We start from the raw sequence: 24505 nt of genomic DNA, 5'->3' as shown, positions 1-24505 counted from the left end.
TGCCTCCTACTCGATATCCAGATTCTTTTTGTATAATCTGTAATTGACCCAGTTGTTGACCAGATACTGGACCACCGCAAAAAACGGCACTCCTAAAAACATACCCAAAGGTCCGAAATACGCTCCTCCGACTGTAATGGAAAAGAGGATCAGGATCGGCCTGACTCCCGTAGAATTACCGAGGATCTTCGGTCCCAGCACCAGTCCGTCGAACTGCTGCAGCACCAGGATCATTCCAAGAAAAATCAGTGTTTTATATGGGCTTACAATAAAAAGAATAAATGCGCCCGGAACGGCCCCGATAAAAGGTCCAAAATAAGGAATCATATTGGTTACCCCGACAATAACGCTGATCAGCACGGTATACGGCAGGTTTAAAAGACTCATAAGCAAAAAGCAGAGGAACCCGATAATGAGGGAATCCAGTGACTTTCCAATGATATAGCCGGAAAAAATATTATGGCACTCTTTCAGCCCATGAATGACCGGAACCGCTGCATCATAAGGAAATACTGCAAAAATAAGTCTTCGGCAGGCACTTTTCAATAATTGCTTATCGGCCGTCATGTAGATGGACACTACGAAAGCAATAAACAGATTAAACAGCCATTTTACAAATGAAACCGAAAAATTGTACAGCATCGGAATGGCTTCTGTGAGCATTTGATTGGAAAGCTGCACCAGCTTCGGCAGACTCTTGGTCTCCAGTGTTTCCATCAGCTCGGCCGGGAATACTCCGGAACCGCTTTCCTTGTAGTGATCCAGCAGTCCCATGATCTGGTCTGAAATGACCGGAATCTGGCTGGACAGTTCCTTAATGCTGTCATAAAGCTGAGGTACGATAAAGATCAGACAGATCGTTAGTGCTCCGACTAATATGATATAAGTAGTGAGGATCGCACATGCACGGCATAATCTTTTTCGTTTTTCACCGAATAATGATGAAAAGACTTTTTCGTTAAAAAAGGTAACGACAGGGTTCATCACATATGCGATCAGAAAACCAATAAAAAATGGGAAAATCGTATTCCATAGATCCGTGAGAATCCCGACCGTAGACGCCCAGTTATTGACCAGGCGGAATATTATACACCCGATAAGGATTACAACAATCGAATAAATCGATATGGTAAAATATTTTTTATTGGATTCAAATTTATTGTTTTTCAATTCTTACACTCCTTCTATTATCCTCAGGTCACAATCGAATTTTGGCTTTATTCTAGCACAAAGACACAGAAAAGTATAGGGTCCGGCGCCTTTTGAACCCGGTCTTTTCAATGACTTCTGCATCACAAATACATTTATTATTGTCATCGACAAAAAGATACAAAAAAATTTTCAATTTTTACTTGCAATTATGGAAAACATCATATATAATAATTCTTGCGTTGAAAATGCAGCGCATCATGAAATAAGCGTGATTAGCTCAGTTGGTAGAGCACCTGACTCTTAATCAGGGTGTCGAGGGTTCGAGCCCCTCATCGCGTATTAAAACACTATTTTTGGCTTGTTTGGGGCTGGGGATGGTGTTTTTTTATTTCGTAAAATGAAAACTGTATGAACCGGCACAAAAGAAAAGGAGCCCCCTATGAACATTGATCTCACTTCCAGTCAATATGCCCAAAAGGCGATGAATTTATTTAAAGAAGGATACAACTGTTCTCAGTCAGTTTTTCTGGCTTTCAAAGATCTGTACGGCATAGACCGGCACACTGCCCTCAAGCTCAGTTCTTCTTTTGGCGGAGGCATGGGAAGACTCCGGGAAGTATGCGGCTCTGTCAGCGGTATGTTTCTCACTGCGGGAATTTTGTACGGATACGACTCACCGAAAGACCGTTCCTCAAAGACAGAGCACTACAAACGGATTCAGGAACTCGCCCGCTCATTTGAAGAATTAAACGGTTCCATCGTATGCCGTGAATTGCTGGGACTTGATCAAAAAAAAGAATCTTATGTTCCGGAAGAGCGCACAAAAGACTATTACCGGAAGCGCCCATGCGAACAGATCGTCGGCTGTGCTGCTTACATTATGGAAGAATATATCAGGAATCACCCGATCCTTTCATAAGAATCACAAGTTTTCCTTAATATTTGTTTATAGGATGTTTAGAATTGTTTAGTTTCTATACATTGTATTCGCACATAAAGCTGATATACTTAAGACATAGTTTTTCATATATATTTTAATCCTCTCTTTTCATTGAAAGACCCCGCAGGCATGCGGGGTCTTTTATTTAACATTTTCTACATGATTTCCGTTCGGCTCTTAGAATGCCTCACTCCAATCATGTAGAAAATGAACATCATATTTGCCGTAGAAGGCCTCCTTTAAACAGGCAGGTAACTTCAGGTATTATTTTCCTATGGCTACGTAGCTATAATAAAATGTTGTCGTTCCGCTTCCCATATTGGAGTCTCTTGCATTAAATCCTGTCTTTGTGATATCTACTGCTGCCAAACCTCTGCTGTAAGAACTGTATGCATTACTGATGATAACGATTGGCGGAGACGAAAATGTTGAAGGGAAATTCACCCACTTATCTGCGTTCCCATATGGTCCCACTGTAATCGGTCCGTTTCCTGTAACAATTTTCATATTCTTTACGTTGTTGACCTGAGAAGAAAGTGTATTCAAATCAGTTTGATTTGCCTTCCCTGCGAGCCCTTGTGACACAACAGTGGAATCTGCTTTTTTATTTAACTCAGAGCTTAATTCATATATTCTGTTTTTTATTTCATCAACAGAATCTAAAAGTTTTTTATGCTGCTCAACCCCAACCAGTCCCGCCGAGTCCAAAACGACCTCAAACGGTGCCGTATCTGAATTCTGAAAACAAAAGTTCCATGTGATGGAAAATCCCGGACTTTCTGCCGCTGATGGAATTTTCTTTCCCTCCGAAGTCTGTGCAATGCAGTATAAAATTTCTCCCTCCTCCGGATCTTGTGCATAAAATCCTACCTGATGCAGTTCATAGCTTTCCTTCACCTCTATATTTTCCAGCAGTACAGGAATCACGGCTTTGCCGTCCTCTGTCCGTACCGGCTGCAGTGTAATTTCCTGCCGTTCGTCGGTGATCTGTGTCTGCTGCCTCAGATTCACAGAAGGCACCTCTCCTGCTCCGGCCTTTGCCCCTGTAATTTTTAACGTCTGTCCGTCAAACAGTTTATTCTGCAGCGCTGTACCCTTTTCCGTAAGCGCTGTATTCTCCCAAAGTTTCATAATTTATTACCCCTCTTTCCACAATATGTTCTATATTAGAAACCATACCACAGCTCTACCGGACATTATGGGCAAAAAAAATACTGCCGGATGCCATCCAGCAGTATTTTATAAATCATTTTATTTTTTATAATCCGGTTTTCTCCGCAATAAACTTTCTTGCTTTCAGCGCATACTCCAGTGGATTCGCCTTTGCCGGGTCCTGTTCTGCTTCCACAAGCATGTATCCCTCATATCCTGCGTTTTCCAGCACCTTAAAGATCGGATCAAAGTCGATGCATCCGTCTCCCGGCACAGTAAATGCTCCCATACGCACACCGTCTAAGAAGCTCAGGTTTTCTGCCTTTACTTTTTCTACGATTTCCGGACGAATATCTTTTAAGTGTACGTGCTTGATGCGGTCCACATAAGTTTTCACCATTTCCAGAGGATCGGCGCCGCAGTATGTAAAATGTCCTGTGTCAAATAAAAGGCTGACATATGCAGGATCTGTATCTGCCATCATCCGCTCAACCTCATCCGGGTCCTGCACCACGGTTCCCATATGATGGTGGAAAGTAAGGCTGATGCCGTACTCTTCTTTTGCGATTTTCCCAAGTTTGTTCATACCCGTGCAGAATGTCTCCCATTCCTCATCATTCATCACATACTTATGTCCAAAGATGGGCGTGTCCGTCATTCCCTGTACACTGTGGCTCTGCTCGGATGCTCCGATGACCTTTGCTCCCATAGCCTTTAAGAAGGAAAGCTGTGCACGAAAATCTTTCTCCACTTCTTCAAATGGTTTCGTAATCAGGAAAGACGAAAACCACTGATTGCAGATTTCAATTCCCCGCAGCTCTAAAGCTTTTTTCAGCACTTCGGGGTCCTTCGGATATTTGTTCCCCACCTCTGAGCCGGTAAATCCTGCCAAAGCCATCTCGCTGACACACTGTTCAAACGTGTTTTCTTTTCCCAAATCCGGGAGGTCATCGTTTGTCCATGCGATCGGGGCAATTCCTAATTTTACTTTTTCTTTGTTAAACATAGCACTTCTCCTTTATCCGTGTTCTTTATATGATCTGAATAAAGGATACCATGGAAGAAGCTCAAAAAAATCGGGAATATTTTTAGCTTTGTTGTACTAAAAATAGATGTTCCCGATTTCGTGTCTTATTTTTAGAACTTCCTGCGGTACTCTGCCGGGCTGACCCCATTTAACCGTTTAAAAGCCTTTGAGAAATAGTGGTAATCGTTGAATCCCGATTCCACTGCAACATCTTTAATCTTGTAGCTTGTATTTTTGAGAAGATCTTTTGCATACTCTACACGGAGTTCCAGAAGAAATCCCGAAAAGCCGATCCCCATTTCCTGTTTAAACAGATAACTAAGATAGGCAAAATTCAGTCCTACAGCATCTGCAACCTCCTGAAGCCCGATCTGCTCTTTGAAGTGTTCACGAATATACTGCACTGCCTGTCTCGTCTGTGTCCCCGCATTTTCGGGGACTTTTTTTCCTGTACCCAAAAATATTCTGCTTCTGTAATCCTTAAAGATATCAGAAAGCTGATCCACATGAGTGAGTTTAAACAGTTCTTCCTGACTGTGCTCTGTCCCCACTGCCGTATCTAATTTCCGAATCCACCGGAAAATGATCTTTGGGTCCGTCCTTGTCTCCCGGCATGCTTCTATCACACGAAAAAACTCTTCTTTCATCTCTTTTTCTTTTCTTCCTGCCGCATAATCCCTCACATGATTTAAAAGTTCCTGTGCGCACTCCGGCATCTTGGTCCCAATGGTCTTCTGGCTGTCAAAATATAAAATATCTCTGTCCTCATAAAAACTAAGCTTAATGGTCTCTCTTGCCTGCTGATATGCCTGACGTATGCCCCCTTCTCCAATGCAGATATTGCTGACTGCAATATCGTAGTCAAAAATCTCCTCCCGGCAGCACTTGAAGCAGGCAGAGGCCACACTCGTGAGTTTCTGCTTCATTACACTGCTCCTGCTCAGATCAGAAAGATCCAGAAAACAGCAGAAGATGCCTCCTCCCAGAGAAACTGTCTCGGCCCTGCTGTGCTCCTCTCCCAGGAGCATTTGAAGCTGAGCAGACAGACGCTCTATGAACCCTGCGGCGTATTGTTCCGACTCAGCCGGTGACTGGCTGTCTTTGATAACCATCCAGGCAGGGATAAACATGTTGACGACCGCACTGTTGATATATTTTCCTTTAATCCCCGCCTCGATGCGCCTTTCTTCCCGCTCTTTAGAGCTCATATCTCCCGCCACAATCTCGTTAAAAAATCGGATCTTCAAAGACTGGCTTCCGGCCTCGATCAGCTTTTTTGTCCGTTCTTCTTCACTGTTTCGTTTCTTTAGGCTGTTCATATGGTGTTCCGCATTTTTCAGCACCTCAAAAAGGGAATCCTCGTCCAGAGAATTTTTCAGCACATATTCATTTGCACCAAGGCGCATAGCTTCTTTCACATAATTAAAATCATCATGACAGCTCAGTACGATGATATATGCAGAAAGTCCCATTTCCCGTACCTTGCGTATCAGTTCGATCCCATCCATCAGCGGCATGGAGATATCGGTTACGATCACGTCGGGAGCCTGCTCCCTGACTGCATGTAAGGCCTCTTCCCCATCCCTTACATCGGCAGTGATCTCGTAACCCGCTTTCTCCCAGGCATCCAGCTGCTTCAGATAACTTCGCACTAAAAAATCGTCATCGACAATCATTGTTCGGTACATGGCGTTTTCTCCTTTCACACTGCATACTGATTCTGGTCTTTGTAAGCCGGCAGATACAGATATGCTGTTGTTCCGTCGGAAGTACTGTCATAGCCCAGGCCGGCATTATTTCCGTAATACAGTTCCAGCCTCTCACGGACATTGACAACTCCTATCCCGCTCAGGCCGCTGGTTTTCTTTGTCTTTTTTGTCAGCAGCTCATAAATCTGTTCCTGTGTCATTCCTCTTCCGTTATCTTTGACACTGATACATAAATAGTCTTCTTCGATCACGGCCCTGATCTCGATCCGGCTGCTGTCCATCTTCATATCCAGCCCATGCAAAATAGAGTTTTCCACCAGAGGCTGAAGGATCAGCCGCGGGACAAAACAGCTGCCCGCGTCTTTCCCTATCTCATAATCCACATGAAAATGACCGTCATATCTCATTTTCTGGAGATGAATATAATTTTTTAAAATATGTATCTCGTCTGAGACTGTGACAAACGTACCTTTTTTGTTGACACTTGCCTGCAGAAGCTCCACAAAATCACCGATCAGGCCTCCCAGTTCCTTCTCCCCTTTCAGAAGTGCCGCAAACTTAATGGAATTTAAAGTATTGTACATAAAATGCGGGGTAATCTGATACTGAAGTGCTTCCAGCTCTGCATCTTTTTTGAGTCCTTCTTCTTTGATCAGCTTTTCGATCAGCTTTTCAATCTGGTTCAGCATGTTGTTAAAGTCATTGGAAAGCCGTCCAATCTCATCTCTGGTGCGGACCTGAACCCTTTTATCCAGCTCTCCGGCGCTGATTTCATCCATCGCCGCCGTCAAATTCCTCAATGGCTCATACATAGCCCTCGTGGCAAAATAGGCGGGAATCAGTGACATGCCCAGAAACAGAAATAAAAATGCCAGCAAAAAATATTTCAGCTGATTCAGGTCGCTCAATACGACACTCTTCTCCGCCGTAATAAAAAAACTGCAGCCCGTGAATGCCGTTTTATAGCTGATGCCTATGACCGCCGGGTTACTTTTATTATAAATGCCGTTCTGCTGGATATCGGGGAAATTGCTGTTCCTGTAAATTTTGCCCATGGATTCGGCATTCTTCGTAGAGACAATGACATTTTTCTTATTGAGGAGGACCGCGTCTGAAGATCTGCCGTCATTTAAAATATCCAGATACTTATAATAGACAGCCCTCTCTTCAACATTACACATGACAAATCCAAGGACACTTCCGTCGTCTTTTATGACGGGCTCAATAAAAGACAGCACTTTATTCTGTTTTCTCACCGGATCTTTGATAATAACCGGATGGTCTTCCAGAGAAACCTCTGCAATATGCTTTAATACAGAGTCCTCTACTTTCTTTACATAAACCGGATAATCTTCCGATGTAACAATGACTTTCTGTTCCGGAAGAACCAGACAGACTGATCCGATATCACTGTTTCGTTTCTTGAATCCTCCCAGCATACCGGACATCTTCTCCAGCTGTCCTGCATCCTCTGTTCTCAGATAGCTTTCTGCCTGCCGGGAAAGCCCTTCTGCGTTGGATGCCTGTACCGTAATGTAATAAATCTCTTTCATGGCATCATCGAAAGCATTCCCTACCTGCTCAATGCGGCCATAGAGATTTGTCCCGTAATTGTCCTCAATCATCTGAGTAGATTTCAAATAAAATATCAGGGTGATGGCCGAGGCAGTCAAAAATGTGATGCTGATGATGGCTAAGAAAACTTTACTCCGCATACTGCGTATCATATCAGACTTCACTCTCCCTTCCCTGATATCTTCTTCTCTTTCTAATTATACGTGACACCCAAAGAGTGTCAAGCTAACCGATTTTTAATATTCGATCTTTACAATGCCTCCCTTTTTCCAGGCTTTTGTAGTTGCAAAACCGATCTGTGTTGATTTTGTACCGTCATATACGGTGACATCCGGTTTCGCACCTTTCTGGACACAGTGAATGAATTCTGCCATTTCCAGCTGATAAGACTCTGCAAATCTCTCCGGAAAGCCGCTGACACATTCTTTCACAGCCCCATTTTTATCATAGATCATACACAGATTTTTTTCCGGTACCGGACTGATCCTTAGAGAACCCTCAGTGCCGACAATCTCTGTCTCAACGTGATATCCATGTGCCGCAGTACGTCCGACATGCACAAATCCAAGTGCACCGTTTTCGCATTTATACATTGCCGCACCGGTCTCGTCATCTCCTGCTTCCTTAAACTCCGGATGTTTGAATGTGGCTCCTGCCGCATATACTTCCACGGGATCGGATTCCAGAAACCAGCGCATCAGATCGATGTCATGGATGGCCATATCAATGAAGATCCCGCCGCTGGTCGCTGCAAATTTAATCGCTCCTTCTGCCAGGGCTTCCGGATCGATTCCTGCCGCTTTCACCATATATGGTGTACCAATGGCTCCTTCTTTGATCTTTTCCTTTGCATATGCATAAGACGGATCATAACGCCGCATAAATCCAAGGAAAAATGTAAGTTCCGGGTGGCGTTCCACAGCAGCCTCGGCTGTCCTGCATTCCTCTACCGTTATTCCCAGCGGCTTGTCGGAAAACACATGCTTTCCCGCATCCAAAGCAGCTTCGATCTGCCAGCAGTGCTCCCCGCTCGTCGTCACTATGGCAACTGCATCGATATCTGCTTTTTCCAGCATTTCACGGTAATCTGCATAGACATCTGCAACTCCCAGCTGTTCTTTTGCATATTCCAGCTCCGCCGGAACAATCGAACAGGCTGCCGTAAGTTCCGCATCCGGGATTTTAAATGCCAGGTTATTTGCATGCAGCTTTCCTAATCTCCCCAGCCCTGCAATACCAACTTTTACTTTTCCCATGATATATTCCCTCCTTTTTTGATATTTCGCCTTCCAATAGCTTCCTACTTTGATCTCTTATAATCTGTGCCTTTGGTTCTATTTTACCTTCCGGTATCCGAAGTCGTATCCATGGATTTTTTTAGATTTGATATTATATTTTTGTAACGCATTCCGGCTGTTATTTAATAGATGAAAGTAAAGGACCTTTGGTCTGCCAAAGGTCCTCAGATATATGTACTATTTTTATTTTTGTGGTTTTATTTTTAGATCTGCCTGAATGATTTTTTGTTCAGGCTGCTTTTTTCCTTCTTTTTGGTTTACGATATAGCGTACCGTCTCATAGCCGATTTCATAACCCGGCTGATAAGCCAAAGCCCCGATTTTCCCCTTCTTGACCGCATCCAGCGCATCCTCCTGGGCATCCACTGTGGCAATCAGCACCGGCCGGTCTCCAAGGTACTCCATGATTCCGAGTGCGGTCACGGCGCTCGTAGCAAAAATTCCGTTTAAATCCGGATGTTCTCTCATAAGCCTTGAAATCTCTTTCTCCGGCATCCGCAGATTGCTGTATCCGCTTTCGGTAAAGGCAATCTTTATGTCTGTATTTTTATCTATATAGTCCCGAAAGCCTTTCAGCCTTGAGGCATGGGAGCTCTGTTTCAGATTCCCTGATATAATGCCCACAAGCCCTTTCTTTTTCATCTGTGCCGCCATATATTGGGCCAGTTCTCTGCCTACTTTTTCATTGTCGATTCCAATATAAGGAACTCCCTTCTCGAGAATCTTTGTGTCATAGGATACAACCTGAATCCCTTTTTCTTCCGCCTTTTTTAAGTAGCCCTTTGCATTATGTGAGTTGATTGGGGATACCGCCAGGGCATCAATATCTTTTTTCAGAAGGCTGCCGATCATCTGCTGCTGAGTCTTCTCATCCGTCTCCGTATCCGGAGACATAATAATGACCTTTACCCCCAGGTCTGAAGCCGCTTTTTCCATGCCGGAACAGACTGACATCCAGTATTCACTGCTCCGTGATTTTGTCACGACACCGATCACATACTTAGGATTCTCTGCCTCGTCAGACTCATGCACTTGGCAGGCAGACAGGCTTCCACCGAGCAAAGCACACAAAAGAACCGCACACAGAAACTTTACCCTGCTATGTTTTTTACTCTTCTTCATTCATATCCACCTCTCAGGAATTCTGGGATTCAATTTTCTCTGCCAAATCGTTCAGGTAAACCCACCGCTCCATCTTTTCGTTGAGCTGCTCCTCGAGTTTCGACTTTTCTTCCGTCAGTTCTGCGAGCCTTGTATACTGGCTGGCGTTTTCCTCCATCTGCTGTCCGACAGATATGATTTTTTCTTCCAGCCGTTCAATGTCCTCATCTATAGTTTCATATTCTCTCTGTTCTTTATATGAAAACTTCAGCCTGGTATCTTTCTGTTTCCATGATTTCTTATCCGTTTTTTCCTTTGGCTTTGGCTCCTCCGCCGGTTTTCCTGCTCTCAGATAGTCTGTATACCCGCCCTCATACTGCTTTATCTCACCGCCGCCCTCAAATGCAAAAATCCGGCCGGCGATGCGGTCCAGAAAATAGCGGTCATGGGAGACAGCCAAAACGATCCCCTGAAAAGAATCCAGGTAATCCTCAAGGATTCTCAGAGTTGCTATGTCCAGATCGTTGGTTGGCTCATCAAGTACAAGCACGTTCGGCGCATCCATCAGAACTTTGAGCAGATAGAGCCTCCTCTTTTCTCCTCCCGAAAGTTTGGACAGAGGTGTGTACTGCATGGAAGGCGTGAATAAAAAACGTTCAAGCATCTGAGACGCACTGATCTTCCCGCCGGGTGTCTGAATATAATCAGCCACATCCCGGATATAGTCGATGACTCGGATGCCGTCCTCCATGTCTTCATTTTCCTGTGCAAAATATCCGATCTTTACTGTATCCCCGGTCACAACCTCTCCGGTGTCCGGGGCCAGACGTCCCGTTATGATCTTCATCAGAGTGGATTTGCCGCAGCCATTCGGCCCAATGATTCCCAGCCGGTCATCCCTTAACAAGATATAGGTAAAGTCTTTTATGAGCTCTTTCTCCCCGTATGCCTTGGAAATCCGATGGAGTTCAATCGTCTTCTTTCCGAGTCTCGTGCCCACAGAATCCATCTCAACGTTCTGGACTTCCCTGGGGCCTTCCATGTTTTTCAGCTGTTCATACCGGTCAAGCCTTGCTTTCTGTTTAGTCCCCCTGCCCTGAGGCCCTCTCTTCACCCATTCCAATTCGGTCCGCAGAAGACTCTGGCGTTTGCGCTCCGTGGCCAGTTCCATCTCTTCTCTCTGTGTCTTTAAAGCCAAAAATCCTGAGTAGTTGGAGTCATAGGTGTACAGCTTTCCCTCGTCTATCTCTGCGATTTTATTGGTTACGCGGTCCAGAAAATAGCGGTCATGGGTCACCATGATCAGGACTCCCTTAAACCGGTTCAGATAATCTTCCAGCCAGAGGGCCATGTCATTGTCTATATGGTTGGTTGGCTCGTCCAGGATCAGTACATCCGCCGGGTCCACAAGGGTCCGGGCCAGCGCGGCTCTTTTCTTCTGCCCGCCGGACAGATGATCCACAGATTCATCGAAATCACAGATTCCAAGTTTTGTAAGAATCGTCTTGGCCTCACTCACCGGCTCATTCCCATCCGGATCATGTTTCCCTTCCGTCACATAAGACAGCACCTTTGCCCCGTCCGGAAACTCCGGGTTCTGTGGGAGAAAAGCCGTGCGGATACCTCTGCCGAAGATCACCTCTCCCTCGTCAGCCGTTTCCTGTCCTGCAATGATCTTTAACAGAGTTGATTTTCCTGTCCCGTTGACGCCCAGCACTCCGATCTTATCTCCCTGATGTACTCCTAAAGAGACGTCATCGAATATGGTCTTATCTCCAAAAGTTTTACTGATATGTTCTATGTTTAATATATTCATGGATCCACCTTTTCTTCCTTGACTATCTGTTTTTTAGTTTAATTGCTGTCTTACATCTTGTCAAACGAAATCCCGGTGCAGACCCACAGAAAAACGGATGGCCGGTTTACGTTCCGTCCATCCGTCTTTATACAGTCATTTCCTGACCCCTAACGCGCTTTATCCACGGCTGCTTTTAACTCTTCCTTAGGCACAGCTCCTACAACTTTTGCTGCCACCTGGCCGTTCTTAAAGACCAGGAACGTAGGTACCGACATCACGCCGTACTGCCCTGCGATATCACTGTTCTCATCGATATCCAGCTTTCCGACTTTAACGCTTCCCTCGTACTCTTTTGCCAGTTCTTCCACAACAGGCCCCATCATTCTGCACGGTCCGCACCATGTTGCAAACATATCGACAAGTACCGGCTGCTCTGAGTCTAACACTTCTGCCTGGAAATTTTCATTCGTAAACGTATACTCCATAATCATTCTCCTTATCTTGACCGGCATAAACAATCTTTTGCCTCTTCCAGCGATGCCAGCAGGCGGCAGAACCATTTCCTGTGCTTTGGATGCTGGTAGAAAAATTGATTTACCTTTACTTGACACTTTTTCTGTTTCATAATTATCTTACCACTTTTTTATTATAGTATGCAATACGGATAAAAATATTAACGGCAGGCTGTAAGGCGGCAGATTGGACTGCCTTTTTCAGAAAATTTCTTCTCATATTCTGTCATAACATTGTCTTTTGCAAACTCACTGTGATGCAGATCAAATGTACAGTCAAGAAGTTTCCATCCGGCTTCCTCCGTCTGTTCCAGGGAAAAGTCAAACAGCCCGCGGTTGTCTGTTTTGAAAATAACCTGTCCGTCCTTCGCAAGGATGTGGTCATACCTCTCATAAAATCTCGTAGAAGTAAGCCTCCGCTTTGCGTGGCGTTCTTTCGGCCACGGATCGGAGAAATTCAGATAGATCCGGTCAATCTCTCCCTCGGCAAAAACATCCTGGAGATTCTCCGCGTCCATGCGGATCAGTCTTAAGTTATTCCCCTCGAACTCTTCCGTTTTTTCTACCGCTCTCACGAGAACACTGGAAAACTTTTCGATCCCAATATAGTTGATGTCAGGATTCTTTTCTGCCAATGTCAAAAGAAATTTTCCTTTCCCCATACCGATCTCTATATGAACCGGCCTGTCATTGCCAAACAATTCCCTCCACTTGCCTTTCCATTCTTCCGGTTGATTGACGGAAAATGGACTGGCCGCTATCATATCCGCCGCTCCCGGCACATTCCTTAAACGCATTGTATCTTCCTCGCCTTCTCTGTATTCATGTTTCTAAAACATTTTAAAAGCTTTCTGCTCAGTTGTCAATTTCCTTTGCATTCTGTCTCCGCTGCGTATATAATGAGGAAAAAGGAGGAACGCACTATGGAAATAGAACGCAAGTTTATTGTTACCGACCCGCCGAAAGACCTTGATTCCTATCCCCACTCCGAGATCGAGCAGGGATATCTGTGCATGGAACCGGTGATCCGGATCCGCAGACTCGACCATGATTACATCCTGACCTATAAGTCCAAAGGGCTGATGAAACGGGCCGAGCATGAATTTCCTCTGACAAAGCAGGCCTATGAGCACCTGAAGAGCAAGATCGACGGTATCCTCATCTATAAGACGCGCTACCAGATCCCTGCCTCAGGCTCTCTTACCATTGAACTGGATATCTTCCACGGAGACCACGAAGGACTAATGATGGCCGAAGTTGAATTTCCGTCTGAAGAAGCCGCTCTGGATTACGAAGGGCCTGAGTGGTTTGAAGATGAAGTAACATTGGATCCACGGTATCAGAATAACAATTTGGCTAACCGATGAACTCTTTTGATATGATGTCCCTTCCTGCACTCACCGCAGGAAGGGTTTTTATTATGTAATATTGCAGTGTCAGACTTCAGACATCGTATAAATCGTATATCCATCTTTTCCACGCTGTTTTGTGGCATATAGCGCACTGTCTGCCTTTTTATAAAGTACTTCAAATGTCATGTTTCTGCCCTCGGAGACAGCAATCCCTACACTGAAAGAAACATTCATGCCCGCGGAACGGAGCATTTCTTTTATTTTCTCTGCCTTTTCCTCTATCTCTTTTCTGTCTGAAATCTCATCGAAAAAAACAATAAACTCATCGCCGCCGAATCTCCCTGTAATATCAGCCGGACTAAACAATTTTTTCAGCTGCAGGGCAGTCTGGGCAATGACAGCATCTCCCTCCATATGTCCGTAGCTGTCGTTTATTGCTTTAAAATCATCGATATCTATCATAAAGAGCGCATATTTCTGGCCTTCACTCTGTTTTCCCAGGCGCTGCCTGATCATATGCTCTGATGTTTTCTTATTATAGAGCCCCGTAGATCCATCCAGCATAGCCGACGTCTTCAGCTTGATCTGCTGCTGTTTCAGCTCTGTGATGTCTCTTTCCATACAAAACAGCCTTGCCGAAGCCTTGTCCCCGGTAAACACCGGGACCAGAGTTGCAGAATACCAGCGTTCCTCTTCCTTTACGGCGGCCTCATACTCAAAACAGACAGAAGGGATGCTTTTCTTGATCGCGTCCCATATATACTCCAGGCTGAAAGTTTTTGTAAAGGCTTCCTGAAACTGAGGCGCACACTTCTTTGCCGAACATGATACAATTTCGCTGTACGGCAGATCTCTCTGCTCCCAGACACCCTCCACCCGGCAGGAATGAATCTTTAACCGATCCGCAGACAGATCCACTTCAAAAAACAGGTCACTGGACTTGCTGAGCGCCGTGTGATAGGCATTTTTCATGAGAACCAGCCGCTTTTTTTCTTTCTTTCGCTCCGTCACCACAACTGCCAGCAAAACGGACATGGTGCCTACCAGTTCAGCAGTGAGCAGTCTCCCCATTTTTTCAACGAGCTCCAGATGTGACTGTGCCGAATCCTCCCGGCCGCCTCTTAAATCAGACCGGATCTGCCAGTTAAAATTAAAAAGACTGCAGAGAATCACAACGGCTGCCACAACCGAAGCGGTCACTGCAGGCCCAAGCTTTTGATATAACCTCCTCATGTCTTTACAGCCCCTTTCCATAAAACAGGAAGAACATATTTCTGAACACGGCTCTCACAGCTGCCCGTCCAGAAATATGTTCTGTCTACATCCTTTTTGATAATTCTTCTCTGACCAGAGCTCTCCTCAAAGACATTTCAGCTCTGTGAAGGTCTGTATCGCTCTTGTGTTTCAGGCGTTCCTGGGCACGCCTTTTGGCACGCTCCACCCGCTCTAAGTCGATCTCACCCGGCCATTCCGCAACCTCTGCTAAGATATTGACAGCCTCCTTCGTGATCTCCACAAACCCCTTCATCAAAGCAGCCTGTTTCTTCGTTCCGTCTGACTCCGTGATGGTCAGGATACCAGGAGCTATGATCATTGTCATCGGAATATGTTTTGGGTAGATTCCCACATTCCCTTCTGTGGTCGTAAACTCAGCCATCCGGACCTCTCCCGCATAAAAAGAGCGGTCCGGAGTCGTTACTTCCAGTTTCATCAGATTTTCAGCCATAGGATCACCTGCCTACTTTGCTTTCGCACGTTCCACAACCTCATCAATACTTCCCGCATTCAGGAACATACCCTCCGGAATGTCGTCATGCTTTCCGTCTAATATTTCTTTGAAGCCCTGGATCGTATCATTTAAGGTTACATATTTTCCAACTGTACCCGTAAACTGTTCTGCCACGAAGAACGGCTGGGACAGGAACCGCTGAATCTTTCTGGCCCGGTCTACGATCAGCTTTTCTTCATCAGAAAGCTCATCCATACCGAGGATTGCAATAATATCCTGGAGTTCTTTATATCTCTGAAGAATCTCCTGCACCCCTCTGGCCACCTGGTAGTGTTCTTCCCCGACGATCTTCGGGTCCAGGATTCTCGATGTGGACTCCAGGGGATCCACTGCCGGATAAATTCCCTGTTCCACGATGGCACGGGAGAGTACGGTTGTGGCATCCAGATGGGCAAAGGTTGTCGCCGGTGCCGGGTCCGTCAAGTCATCGGCCGGCACATAGACTGCCTGCACGGATGTGATGGAACCGTCTTTGGTCGAAGTAATCCGCTCCTGGAGAGCACCCATCTCGGTCTGGAGAGTCGGCTGGTATCCAACCGCACTCGGCATACGTCCAAGGAGTGCTGACACCTCGGAGCCCGCCTGGGTGAAACGGAAGATGTTGTCGATAAACAACAGGACATCTTTTCCGCCCTCATCACGGAAGTTTTCTGCGATGGTCAGTCCGGTAAGGCCGACCCGCATACGTGCTCCCGGCGGTTCATTCATCTGACCGAATACCATAGCAGTCTTGTCGATAACTCCTGACTCACTCATTTCATGGTAAAGGTCATTTCCCTCTCTGGTTCGTTCTCCTACTCCGGTGAAAACGGAATATCCGCCGTGCTCTGTGGCAATGTTTCGGATCAGTTCCTGAATCAGGACCGTCTTTCCTACGCCGGCACCGCCGAACAGTCCAATCTTTCCGCCTTTCTGGTACGGGCATAAAAGGTCTACGACCTTGATGCCTGTCTCCAGCACCTCAGTCTCTGTGGACTGGTCCTTGAAAGCCGGAGCCTTTCTGTGGATCGGCTGGCGTTTTGCATTCTCAGGGGCCGGTTTATTGTCGATAGGATCTCCAAGAACGTTAAACATTCTTCCCAGGGTCTGCTCTCCTACCGGGACGGAGATCGGCCCGCCTGTGCAGACAGCCTCCATCCCCCTGACCAGACCGTCCGTCGGTCCCATCGCAATACATCTCACGGTGTCATCGCCCAGATGCTGGGAAACCTCTACAACCAGCTTCCCGCCCTGCTTTGTCATAATATCAATGGCGTCATTGATCTCCGGCAGATGCCCGTCACTGAACTTGATATCTAAAACCGCACCAATAATCTGGGTGATCTTCCCTGTATGATTATCTGCCATTTAATAATTCCTCCTACTTCTATTCCAGCGCCTCCGCTCCTGAAATGATTTCTGTCAATTCCTGCGTGATAGCGCCCTGTCTTGCCCGGTTATAGGCAAGGCTTAAGTTGTCAATTAATTCTTCGGCATTGGTCGTTGCCGAATCCATGGCCTGCATCCTGGCACCGTTTTCGCTGGCAACCGATGTGACAAGCGCACCGAAGATCAGACTGCAGACGTACTTGGGAATCAGCATGGATAAAGCTTCTTCCGGTTCCGGCTCATAGTTCATGAGTGTCTTGGAGTCTTCCCCGTCTTTTTCCTTTGAATCGATCTCCACAGGAAGCAGTTTGATCATGGTCGGCTCATGAACTACCGTATTTTTAAAATTGGTATATGCCAGATAGATCTCACCGATCTCCCCGTCCTCGAAGGCCTTTAAGACACGGTTTCCCAGATTGACGGCATCTTCGTACTCCGGTTCGTCGATCATCTCAGAGTCATCGGCGACAATATGATAACCCCTGTTTGCCAGACTGTCCATAGCCTTATGTCCGACTCCGTAGATCATTACATCTTCCCTTGCGAGTCCGCTGTCACGGATCATTTTTACAATATTGTTATTGTAACCGCCGGCCAGTCCCCGGTTGGAGGATACAGCGATCACTGCTTTCTTCTGCGAACCGTTAGACTTTAAATACGGATGGTCGATATTATCTGACTGGGCTAAGATTGAAGATACGGTCCGGTACATCTTGTCAAAATAAGTCCTGGATTCCTCGGCCCTCGCTCTTGCTCTCTGAAGCTTTACCGTTGAGACAAGCTTCATCGCCTTTGTAATCTGTCCGGTGCTCTCGATACTGGCTTTTCTTCTTTTTATATCAACTATTGATGCCATAAAAGCTCACCTCTTTACTTTGCCTCAAACTGCTGCCTGCACTCTTTGATCGCAGTGATCAGCATTTCTTCCGTCTCTTTTCCAAGCTCCTTCGTCTCCCGGATTGACCGGAACACATCCGGATATTTTGTGTCGATCAGCTCAAACAGCTCCTTCTGGAAGGCTAAGATGTCATCCACCTTGATCTCCAGGAGATATTTTCTGGTAGCCGCGTAAATGATCACCACCTGCTGTTCTACCGGAAGCGGCTGATACTGAGGCTGTTTGAGAACTTCCTTAATCCTCTCACCCTGTGCCAGACGCTCTTTCGTATCATCGTCCAGTTCTGAACCAAACTGGGCAAAAGCGGCGAGCTCCCTGTACTGGGCAAGGTCGGTACGGATCGGCCCGGCGATCTTTTTCATCGCTTTGATCTGTGCCGCACCGCCTACTCTGGATACGGAGAGACCCGCATTGATCGCAGGACGGAATCCCGCATTGAACATCTCGGTCTCCAGATAAATCTGTCCGTCCGTGATGGAAATAACATTGGTCGGAATATAGGCAGATACATCGCCTGCCTGGGTCTCGATGAGCGGAAGGGCTGTCAGAGAACCTCCTCCCAGTTCATCGGACAGCTTGGCTGCCCTTTCCAGAAGTCTTGAGTGAAGATAGAAGACGTCTCCCGGATAAGCCTCACGTCCCGGAGGTCTCCGAAGCAGAAGGGACAGGGTACGGTATGCGGTTGCATGTTTGCTCAAGTCGTCATAAATGACAAGAACATCCTCCCCGTTTTCCATCCACTCTTCCCCGATGGCACATCCCGCGTATGGGGCAATATACTGGAGCGGTGCCAGCTCACTGGCTGTGGATGCCACCACTGTGGTGTAATCCATGGCTCCGTACTCTTCAAATGTCTTTACGATGTTCGCAACCGTAGACGATTTCTGACCAATTGCCACATAAATACAATGGACGCCCTGGCCTTTCTGGTTGATGATCGTATCCACTGCAATCGCAGTTTTACCCGTCTGGCGGTCACCGATGATCAGTTCCCGCTGCCCGCGCCCGATCGGCACCATGGCATCGATCGCTTTAATTCCTGTCTGAAGCGGAGTATCTACGGATTTTCTTGAGATAACTCCTGATGCTACTCTTTCTATTGGACGGTACTTTTCTGTCTCGATCGGACCTTTTCCGTCGATCGGCTGTCCCAGAGAATTCACAACACGTCCGGTCATCGCGTCACCTACCGGCACTTCCACGACTCTTCCGGTGGTCTTTACGACATCTCCTTCACTGATGTTTTTCTGGTCTCCCAGCAGTACGGCTCCGACGTTGTCTTCCTCAAGGTTCAGCACCATTCCGTATACTTCCCCCGGGAATTCTAAAAGTTCTCCCTGCATGGCCTCATCAAGGCCATGGATTCTTGCAATTCCGTCGGCTACCTGAATCACGGTTCCAATATCAGAGGTTTCAAGCTTGGTAGAGTATTGTTTGATCTGCTCTTTAATGACAGAACTGATCTCTTCTGGCCTTAAATTCATTTTGCTTTTTTGCCTCCTTGCCTATAATCACAACTGTATTTTTGACAGACTTTTCCCCATGGTCTGAAGCTTCGTCCTTATGGAACTGTCGATGACCCTGTCGTCGAGCCGGAGCACCAGCCCTCCGATCAGCTGCTCATCGATCTCATAGTCCACTTCAAACTCCCTGTAATCTGTCAGTTCTTTCATACGATCCACAATGTCCTTTTTCTGCCCTTCTGACAGTTCAAAAGCGGAGGCAACCCAAAGGCTCCCTATCCCCTCTTTCTTCTTCATCCGGCCGATGATATAGTCGAGAACAGACATTATGTCACGGTATCGGTCTTTTTTCACAATGACCAACAAAAAGCCCATCATGTCCTCAGAAATCCTGCCTTTAAATGCTGTTTCCAGGATCCGCATTTTTTCTTCTTTTACGATCTTGGGGTGAGAAAGCATCTGATTGAGCTCCCCGCTCTCCGAAAACACCCGGCGCACACTGAGGACTTCTTCTTTGACAGAGTCAAGATTTCCTTTTTCCTCTGCCAGCGAAAGATAGGCATCTCCATATGTTTTGCTGACTAGCTTCGCCATGTCTGATCACCCATCTCCTTTAAGGTCTCTTCCACAAGGGCATCCTGCTTTGCCGGATCGATCTTATCCGTTATGATCTTGCCTGCCATAGCCACTGCCACCTGGATCATTTCCTGTTTCACCTGATCCCGGACCTTTTTCTTTTCCAGCGCAATCTCATTTTCCGCCCGCTCTGTGATCTTCAGCGCTTCCTGTCTGGCCTCCGAAATGATCTCGTCTTCCCTTTTCAGGGCTTTCTTTCTGGCCTGGCTTAAAATCTCATCGGCTTCTTTTTCTATATCCCTGATCTTTTCTTCATACTCAGCTTTCAGTCTGGCCGCCTCTTCTTTGTCGGCCGCCGCAGTATCCAGATCATCTGCGATTTTATTCTTGCGGTCATTTAAAAGTTTCCTGACCGGTTCAAATAATACATAAGATAAAAATGCAAACATGATGAAGACCGCGACTGCCTGGCATAAAACGTCAAATCCAAGCTGGATATCAAGTCCAAAGATTCTGTCCACGTCCTGTCCTCCTTTCCCTGAATTCTCTCCGGTTTGTCATATTCCGACGGCTTCTGCCGCCGTTTTATCTCCCGGATTATAATTTAGCGAATAACGGGTTAGCGTATAACAGAATCAGGCCGATAACCAATCCGTAAAGACCTGTGGTCTCTGCAACTGCCTGTCCGAGAAGCATCGTAGACATGATATCTCCCTTGGCGCCCGGATTGCGTCCTACGGCTGCCGCACCCTGTCCTGCTGCGTATCCCTGTCCTACACCAGGTCCGATACCTGCGATCAGCGCAAGTCCCGCTCCGATTGCTGAACAACCTAATACAAATGCTTCACTTGAAATATTCATAAGAAAATCCTCCTAAAAAATAAAATTGTTCTTTTTATTGCTCCTGATAGTTTCTTCCGGTTTATACATTCCTCTTGTCTGCGATAAATGTCATGGTCAGCATGGCAAATACAAAGGTCTGGATCGCACCGGAAAACAAGTCAAAATATACATGCAGAAATGCCGGAAGCCCCAGCTTCGCAAAGATCGGAAGCAGGCCGTACCACAGCGAAAGCATAATGGTCCCCGCCATGATGTTTCCGAACAGACGCAGCGACAGCGACACCGGAGTTGCAAATTCACCGATGACATTGACCGGAAACAGCACTGGAATCGGCTGAAACAGATCCGTAAACATACGAAACTTCCGTGTCTTAAATGCGCTGTACTGGATCATCACAAATGTGATCAGCGCAAGGCTTAAGGTAGTCCCATAATCGGCCGTCGGAGCCCGAAGCCCAAACAGTCCCGATGTATTGGCGATAAAGATAAAAAACATGATGCTTCCGATATAGTTGGCAAACGGCTTCCAATGTTTTCCCATGGTGCTCTTGACCAGCTTATCCAGCATTTCTACCACCAGCTCCACGGCATTGGCCAGCCCGCTCGGCTTTTCGTAATCTTTCATGATGCTCCGCCTTGCGATCAAAGCCAGCACCATTATAAAGAGCATGACAATCAGTGTTGTCACATGAGTGGTGGTGATCCATACCTTATGCCCGAAAAAATTCAATGGTATCAGCCCATGCACCATGAAGTCCACATCACTTCCCGATGCGGCAGCCAACATGGGGGCCTGAATCATTCCCATAGCATTCCCTCCTTTTTAATTCATTTTACTTTCTACTTCTTCGTTCCTGCCGGATCGTCTTTCCGATACACGGCGGTGGATCAGCGGCTGCAGATATGCGGCTATTTTAATCCCCAAAACTCCAAGTATGATCCCTGAAAATGTCAGCATATGGATCTTAATCCCAACAGCTGCCGCAAGGACAGTCAGAACCTTGCGGACCAGAGTCCGCCTTACCATATACTTATTTGCAGACTCGGGATCCAGATCCAGCGCAGTATCAATGGTCAGATACATATTCAGGATCAGACAGACTGCAAAAAACAGGCCCGCAAGAATCCCTGCCAGAAAGTACAGAGATCCCCCTGATGTGACCATGCCGGCTGCACCGGCCGCCGCACCGTAGATCCCCAATCCGGCCAGCAATTCCAAAAGAACGGGATTGATTTCTTTAAATTCTTCTGTCATCATCACCCTCCTGGTCTTCACTGACATTCCTTATGAGTTTCCAGGCACCGCTCAGTCCTCCGCCAATGCCCAGAATCAATAACGGGATAAAAAAATGGGTAGAAAACTTTCGGTCCAGCCAGAGGCCTAAAAACATGCACAGAAATGTCGATGTCAGAATCGTAATTCCCAGCTGTGTTATCAGAGATAACGAACGGACAATGTCCTTATTGATCTTCATAAAGACCTCCTTGAAAAAAGTTTCTACTCACACTTTGTAATTATATCATCCAAAGCATATTATGGCTAGGAAAAAAAGCTCTGTAACCGAGGGCATTCCTTTTACAGTAGCTATTATTTCCATATTTATCTGGTATTTATTCTTTTTCTTGTTTTCCGGACAAGTATTCCTTGAACACAAGAAGCTATCCAACGATATTTTTAGCACTATTGGAAGTGCGCATTTCAAAGCGTGACGGAAATAGTGGTTTAAAAAACTCTAAAAAAACTGTCGCACTAAAAAGGTGCGGCAGCTTTTTGCACGAAATACACGAAATATCTTCTGGAGAAGGCTAATGAATAAAGAAATCTTACATCTCTGAGACAGCAAGCCGGAAAACTGGTCAAAATGTTATACGGCACAGAAGCCGCGAGTGCTGTCCATGCCGTATAATATCTTCTTAAAATTTAGTCCTCGATCATATTGATCCTGCGGATATGCCTCTCATCGTTAGAAAATTTTGTCTCTAAAAATGTGTCCACGATATCAAGTGCCAGGCCTTCTCCGGTGACTCTTGCCCCCAGTGCCAGTATGTTGGCATTATTATGTTCTCTTGTTGCTCTTGCGCTGAATGTGTCTCCGCACAGTGCCGCCCGGATACCTTTGATCTTATTGGCAGTAATGGAAATACCGATTCCTGTTCCGCAGATCAGAATTCCCTGCTTCACTTCGTCCTTCAGTATGCCCTCAGCCACCGCTTTTGCATATACCGGGTAATCACAAGACTCCTCTGAGTAGCATCCGTAGTCTTTTACCGCGTGCCCTTTCTCCTCCAGGTGCTTAATAACCGCCTGTTTCAGCGCATACCCGCCGTGATCGCTTCCAATACCTATCATTTCATTTCCTCCTAACTTATGGTTCCAGATTTTATGGATTAGTTGTGTAATCTGTACAAAGCAATGTTCATAGTCTTCATCATCCATCCCGTAAGGGTCGATGACCGCCCCCTCATCATTGGCATACTCGTTGATGGTGGCCACTTCCTTATATCCATGATAGTCTTCCAGTACTTTTTCTTTCTGCTTATCATTCATGGTGAGAATCAGATCACTGGTCTCCACATCTTCCTGTGTGAGCTGGGACGCTTTGAAATCTATGATCTCAATCCCGCTCTTCCTGACCAGGTCTGCTGCTTTTGTGTGTACCGGCTCCGGAAATAATACGACGAGTCCTTTGGACTCCACCTGGATGTCTCTTCTGTGAGCGTCTTTTAAATATTTCCGCAGCACCGATTCCGCAATAAAACTGCGGCAGGTGTTGTTCGTACTTACAAATATAATTTTTTTCAAACTAATCTCCTTTTAAACACGGATCATCTGATGTCCCGCTGCTTTCACCAGACGGTTCATCACCGCTTCTTCATACTCTTCACCTTCAAATCCCTCTGAAAAGATCACATCCACGTCTCTGTGGTCAAATTCTCTCAGCACGTCATAGAGGTTTGCCGTCACTGTCTCCATATGGCTGCGGCTCCCCACAGAGATTACCTCATCTGCATCATAACCGCCCATTGTCTCTTCCGTGGCAATAACTCCGGTCTTCATGCCCTGTTCACGGCAGTCACGGACCCTTTTCGTGATCTCCTCTGCTACTTTCTCTCTGTCCTCTCCAAGGATAAGGACCAGCTGAGCTTTCGGCGCATAGTGCTTGTACTTCATTCCAGGTGCCCTGGGCACTGTATCCTCTTTCACTGACAGAGTACTCATCAGCACCTCTGTCGAAAGAGCCTTCTCAAGTTCATCTTTTGTAATCTTTCCCGGCCTTAAAATGACCGGTACTTCTCCGGTAAAATCAACGATCGTCGATTCGACGCCCACTTCTACTTTTCCCCCGTCCAATACCATCGGGATCTTGCCGTCCAGGTCTTCTACCACATGTTCCGCCTTTGTGGGGCTGGGCCTTCCCGAAGTGTTGGCGCTGGGCGCGGCCACAGGAACACCCGCCTCTCTCAGCAGGGCCAGCGCTGCAGGATGACTGGGCATCCGGACGGCTACGGAATCGAGTCCCCCGGTAACCCGGTATGGAACCTTGTCGCTTTTGGGCAGGATCACGGTCAGCGGACCCGGCCAGAAAGCATCCATCGCTTTTTTGGCAGGCCCCGGTACGCAAGATGCGATCTCATCGATCATCTCCATGCTCCCGATATGAAGGATGAGAGGATTGTCAGAGGGTCTCCCTTTTGCCTCGTAGATTCTGGATGCGGCCTCTTCCATCCAGCCGCTGCCTCCAAGTCCATAGACTGTCTCCGTGGGAAAAGCTACCAGTTTCCCCTCCCGAAGAAGCCCGGCAGCTTCCCGGATCGCTTCCTTATTGTCCTTGTTTTCAACGTTTCTCACTATTGTCTTCATAAAACCCATCCTTCTTCTGAGAAAAACCCATTAACAATCATTATAACAAACTTTTCCTAAAAAATAAAGCAGGGAGTTTTCCGCCATAAA

26 protein-coding genes and 1 tRNA gene are annotated in these 24505 nt (G+C 46.5%); 3 read left to right on the top strand and 24 right to left on the bottom strand.

The genetic code is table 11. From position 1 onward, the window contains the following. Positions 1-6 precede the first annotated feature (6 nt). Positions 7-1170 carry an AI-2E family transporter gene (locus ANCC_RS02525; RefSeq protein ID WP_006567583.1) on the bottom strand — a complete coding sequence of 388 codons (1164 nt, stop codon included), beginning with the start codon at positions 1168-1170 and terminating at the stop codon, positions 7-9. A gap of 248 nt (positions 1171-1418) precedes the next feature. On the opposite strand from ANCC_RS02525, the gene ANCC_RS02520 reads away from it, so the two are divergent. Both ANCC_RS02520 and ANCC_RS02515 read left to right on the top strand, forming a co-directional pair. Continuing rightward, a tRNA-Lys gene (locus tag ANCC_RS02520) sits at positions 1419-1491 on the top strand. Between the two features lie 100 nt (positions 1492-1591). Continuing rightward, positions 1592-2071 (top strand): C-GCAxxG-C-C family protein, encoded by a 480-nt coding sequence (locus ANCC_RS02515; RefSeq protein ID WP_009289341.1) that lies wholly within the window; start codon positions 1592-1594, stop codon positions 2069-2071. Between the two features lie 285 nt (positions 2072-2356). On the opposite strand, the gene ANCC_RS17565 is transcribed toward ANCC_RS02515, so the two are convergent. The 10 genes from ANCC_RS17565 to trmB form a co-directional block, all read right to left on the bottom strand. Further along, positions 2357-3223 carry an H-type lectin domain-containing protein gene (locus tag ANCC_RS17565; protein WP_006567586.1) on the bottom strand — a complete coding sequence of 289 codons (867 nt, stop codon included), beginning with the start codon at positions 3221-3223 and terminating at the stop codon, positions 2357-2359. A gap of 127 nt (positions 3224-3350) precedes the next feature. Continuing rightward, positions 3351-4250, bottom strand: a complete 900-nt coding sequence (gene iolE / locus ANCC_RS02505) for a myo-inosose-2 dehydratase (protein WP_006567587.1) — start codon at positions 4248-4250, stop codon at positions 3351-3353. 131 nt (positions 4251-4381) lie between these two features. Continuing rightward, entirely contained in the window at positions 4382-5959 is a 1578-nt protein-coding gene (locus ANCC_RS02500) for a response regulator (RefSeq protein WP_009289345.1), read from the bottom strand. A 14-nt stretch (positions 5960-5973) separates the two neighbouring features. Next, a complete protein-coding gene (locus tag ANCC_RS02495) occupies positions 5974-7707 on the bottom strand; it encodes a cache domain-containing sensor histidine kinase (RefSeq protein ID WP_039946762.1) in 1734 nt (577 codons plus the stop codon). 84 nt (positions 7708-7791) lie between these two features. After that, a complete protein-coding gene (locus tag ANCC_RS02490; RefSeq protein WP_006567591.1) occupies positions 7792-8811 on the bottom strand; it encodes a Gfo/Idh/MocA family protein in 1020 nt (339 codons plus the stop codon). Between the two features lie 225 nt (positions 8812-9036). Further along, positions 9037-9975, bottom strand: coding sequence for a substrate-binding domain-containing protein (locus tag ANCC_RS02485; protein ID WP_006567592.1), 939 nt, complete (start codon positions 9973-9975; stop codon positions 9037-9039). Between the two features lie 13 nt (positions 9976-9988). After that, a complete protein-coding gene (locus ANCC_RS02480) occupies positions 9989-11770 on the bottom strand; it encodes an ABC-F family ATP-binding cassette domain-containing protein (RefSeq protein WP_006567593.1) in 1782 nt (593 codons plus the stop codon). A 149-nt stretch (positions 11771-11919) separates the two neighbouring features. Then, positions 11920-12237, bottom strand: coding sequence for a thioredoxin (gene trxA / locus ANCC_RS02475; protein WP_022261269.1), 318 nt, complete (start codon positions 12235-12237; stop codon positions 11920-11922). Positions 12238-12248: 11 nt separating this feature from the next. Then, on the bottom strand, positions 12249-12377 hold the full coding sequence (locus ANCC_RS17775; RefSeq protein ID WP_259818972.1) for a hypothetical protein: 129 nt from the start codon (positions 12375-12377) through the stop codon (positions 12249-12251). A gap of 48 nt (positions 12378-12425) precedes the next feature. Next, on the bottom strand, positions 12426-13061 hold the full coding sequence (gene trmB / locus ANCC_RS02470; protein ID WP_006567595.1) for a tRNA (guanosine(46)-N7)-methyltransferase TrmB: 636 nt from the start codon (positions 13059-13061) through the stop codon (positions 12426-12428). A 126-nt stretch (positions 13062-13187) separates the two neighbouring features. Here trmB and ANCC_RS02465 point away from each other — a divergent pair, with 126 nt between their 5' ends. Continuing rightward, positions 13188-13631, top strand: a complete 444-nt coding sequence (locus tag ANCC_RS02465) for a CYTH domain-containing protein (RefSeq protein WP_009289349.1) — start codon at positions 13188-13190, stop codon at positions 13629-13631. 69 nt (positions 13632-13700) lie between these two features. Here the strand turns inward: ANCC_RS02465 and ANCC_RS02460 are convergent, their stop codons facing one another. The 13 genes from ANCC_RS02460 to ANCC_RS02400 all read right to left on the bottom strand — a co-directional run bounded on the left by ANCC_RS02460 (position 13701) and on the right by ANCC_RS02400 (position 24424). Then, complete coding sequence (locus ANCC_RS02460) at positions 13701-14849, bottom strand: GGDEF domain-containing protein (RefSeq protein ID WP_050754293.1); 1149 nt, start codon at positions 14847-14849, stop codon at positions 13701-13703. 85 nt (positions 14850-14934) lie between these two features. Then, positions 14935-15342: an ATP synthase F1 subunit epsilon gene (gene atpC, locus ANCC_RS02455; protein ID WP_006567598.1), complete on the bottom strand. Its 408-nt coding sequence runs from the start codon at positions 15340-15342 to the stop codon at positions 14935-14937. Positions 15343-15354: 12 nt separating this feature from the next. Next, positions 15355-16752: a F0F1 ATP synthase subunit beta gene (gene atpD / locus ANCC_RS02450; RefSeq protein WP_006567599.1), complete on the bottom strand. Its 1398-nt coding sequence runs from the start codon at positions 16750-16752 to the stop codon at positions 15355-15357. A 19-nt stretch (positions 16753-16771) separates the two neighbouring features. After that, on the bottom strand, positions 16772-17629 hold the full coding sequence (gene atpG / locus ANCC_RS02445; RefSeq protein ID WP_006567600.1) for an ATP synthase F1 subunit gamma: 858 nt from the start codon (positions 17627-17629) through the stop codon (positions 16772-16774). Between the two features lie 14 nt (positions 17630-17643). Then, the gene (atpA, locus tag ANCC_RS02440; RefSeq protein ID WP_006567601.1) at positions 17644-19155 is read right to left on the bottom strand and encodes a F0F1 ATP synthase subunit alpha; all 1512 of its coding nucleotides are present in this window, start codon (positions 19153-19155) and stop codon (positions 17644-17646) included. 27 nt (positions 19156-19182) lie between these two features. Continuing rightward, positions 19183-19728, bottom strand: coding sequence for an ATP synthase F1 subunit delta (atpH, locus tag ANCC_RS02435; RefSeq protein ID WP_006567602.1), 546 nt, complete (start codon positions 19726-19728; stop codon positions 19183-19185). Continuing rightward, positions 19716-20231, bottom strand: coding sequence for a F0F1 ATP synthase subunit B (gene atpF, locus ANCC_RS02430; protein ID WP_006567603.1), 516 nt, complete (start codon positions 20229-20231; stop codon positions 19716-19718). The genes atpH and atpF overlap by 13 nt, the downstream gene beginning before the upstream one ends. 76 nt (positions 20232-20307) lie before the next feature. Next, complete coding sequence (atpE, locus tag ANCC_RS02425) at positions 20308-20571, bottom strand: ATP synthase F0 subunit C (protein ID WP_006567604.1); 264 nt, start codon at positions 20569-20571, stop codon at positions 20308-20310. A gap of 61 nt (positions 20572-20632) precedes the next feature. After that, positions 20633-21361, bottom strand: a complete 729-nt coding sequence (atpB, locus tag ANCC_RS02420) for a F0F1 ATP synthase subunit A (protein ID WP_006567605.1) — start codon at positions 21359-21361, stop codon at positions 20633-20635. A gap of 15 nt (positions 21362-21376) precedes the next feature. Next, positions 21377-21808, bottom strand: coding sequence for a hypothetical protein (locus tag ANCC_RS02415; protein ID WP_009289356.1), 432 nt, complete (start codon positions 21806-21808; stop codon positions 21377-21379). After that, positions 21792-22028: an AtpZ/AtpI family protein gene (locus ANCC_RS02410; protein ID WP_006567607.1), complete on the bottom strand. Its 237-nt coding sequence runs from the start codon at positions 22026-22028 to the stop codon at positions 21792-21794. Before ANCC_RS02410 ends, ANCC_RS02415 begins: the two co-directional genes overlap by 17 nt. Positions 22029-22474: 446 nt before the next feature. After that, complete coding sequence (rpiB, locus tag ANCC_RS02405) at positions 22475-23356, bottom strand: ribose 5-phosphate isomerase B (protein WP_156340650.1); 882 nt, start codon at positions 23354-23356, stop codon at positions 22475-22477. 12 nt (positions 23357-23368) lie between these two features. Beyond that, the gene (locus tag ANCC_RS02400) at positions 23369-24424 is read right to left on the bottom strand and encodes an L-threonylcarbamoyladenylate synthase (protein ID WP_006567610.1); all 1056 of its coding nucleotides are present in this window, start codon (positions 24422-24424) and stop codon (positions 23369-23371) included. Between the last annotated feature and the right edge of the window lie 81 nt (positions 24425-24505).

Origin of the sequence: Anaerostipes caccae L1-92 (assembly GCF_014467075.1) — a bacterium.
Lineage (GTDB): Bacteria > Bacillota > Clostridia > Lachnospirales > Lachnospiraceae > Anaerostipes > Anaerostipes caccae.
The sequence above is the reverse complement of the archived record's forward strand: the minus strand, read 5'-3'. Positions and strand labels throughout refer to the sequence as shown.

Coding starts and splice junctions, on each gene's coding strand:
- ANCC_RS17775 (WP_259818972.1), bottom strand. CDS start 12,377: ATGAAACAGAAAAAGTGTCAAGTAAAGGTAAATCAATTTTTCTACCAG.
- trxA (WP_022261269.1), bottom strand. CDS start 12,237: ATGGAGTATACGTTTACGAATGAAAATTTCCAGGCAGAAGTGTTAGAC.
- atpC (WP_006567598.1), bottom strand. CDS start 15,342: ATGGCTGAAAATCTGATGAAACTGGAAGTAACGACTCCGGACCGCTCT.
- atpB (WP_006567605.1), bottom strand. CDS start 21,361: ATGGGAATGATTCAGGCCCCCATGTTGGCTGCCGCATCGGGAAGTGAT.
- ANCC_RS02460 (WP_050754293.1), bottom strand. CDS start 14,849: ATGAGGAGGTTATATCAAAAGCTTGGGCCTGCAGTGACCGCTTCGGTT.
- ANCC_RS17565 (WP_006567586.1), bottom strand. CDS start 3,223: ATGAAACTTTGGGAGAATACAGCGCTTACGGAAAAGGGTACAGCGCTG.
- ANCC_RS02500 (WP_009289345.1), bottom strand. CDS start 5,959: ATGTACCGAACAATGATTGTCGATGACGATTTTTTAGTGCGAAGTTAT.
- ANCC_RS02490 (WP_006567591.1), bottom strand. CDS start 8,811: ATGGGAAAAGTAAAAGTTGGTATTGCAGGGCTGGGGAGATTAGGAAAG.
- atpE (WP_006567604.1), bottom strand. CDS start 20,571: ATGAATATTTCAAGTGAAGCATTTGTATTAGGTTGTTCAGCAATCGGA.
- ANCC_RS02415 (WP_009289356.1), bottom strand. CDS start 21,808: ATGACAGAAGAATTTAAAGAAATCAATCCCGTTCTTTTGGAATTGCTG.
- atpH (WP_006567602.1), bottom strand. CDS start 19,728: ATGGCGAAGCTAGTCAGCAAAACATATGGAGATGCCTATCTTTCGCTG.
- ANCC_RS02485 (WP_006567592.1), bottom strand. CDS start 9,975: ATGAAGAAGAGTAAAAAACATAGCAGGGTAAAGTTTCTGTGTGCGGTT.
- atpD (WP_006567599.1), bottom strand. CDS start 16,752: ATGGCAGATAATCATACAGGGAAGATCACCCAGATTATTGGTGCGGTT.
- ANCC_RS02410 (WP_006567607.1), bottom strand. CDS start 22,028: ATGAAGATCAATAAGGACATTGTCCGTTCGTTATCTCTGATAACACAG.
- ANCC_RS02495 (WP_039946762.1), bottom strand. CDS start 7,707: ATGATACGCAGTATGCGGAGTAAAGTTTTCTTAGCCATCATCAGCATC.
- atpG (WP_006567600.1), bottom strand. CDS start 17,629: ATGGCATCAATAGTTGATATAAAAAGAAGAAAAGCCAGTATCGAGAGC.
- iolE (WP_006567587.1), bottom strand. CDS start 4,250: ATGTTTAACAAAGAAAAAGTAAAATTAGGAATTGCCCCGATCGCATGG.
- ANCC_RS02400 (WP_006567610.1), bottom strand. CDS start 24,424: ATGGGTTTTATGAAGACAATAGTGAGAAACGTTGAAAACAAGGACAAT.
- ANCC_RS02515 (WP_009289341.1), top strand. CDS start 1,592: ATGAACATTGATCTCACTTCCAGTCAATATGCCCAAAAGGCGATGAAT.
- trmB (WP_006567595.1), bottom strand. CDS start 13,061: ATGCGTTTAAGGAATGTGCCGGGAGCGGCGGATATGATAGCGGCCAGT.
- ANCC_RS02465 (WP_009289349.1), top strand. CDS start 13,188: ATGGAAATAGAACGCAAGTTTATTGTTACCGACCCGCCGAAAGACCTT.
- atpA (WP_006567601.1), bottom strand. CDS start 19,155: ATGAATTTAAGGCCAGAAGAGATCAGTTCTGTCATTAAAGAGCAGATC.
- ANCC_RS02480 (WP_006567593.1), bottom strand. CDS start 11,770: ATGAATATATTAAACATAGAACATATCAGTAAAACTTTTGGAGATAAG.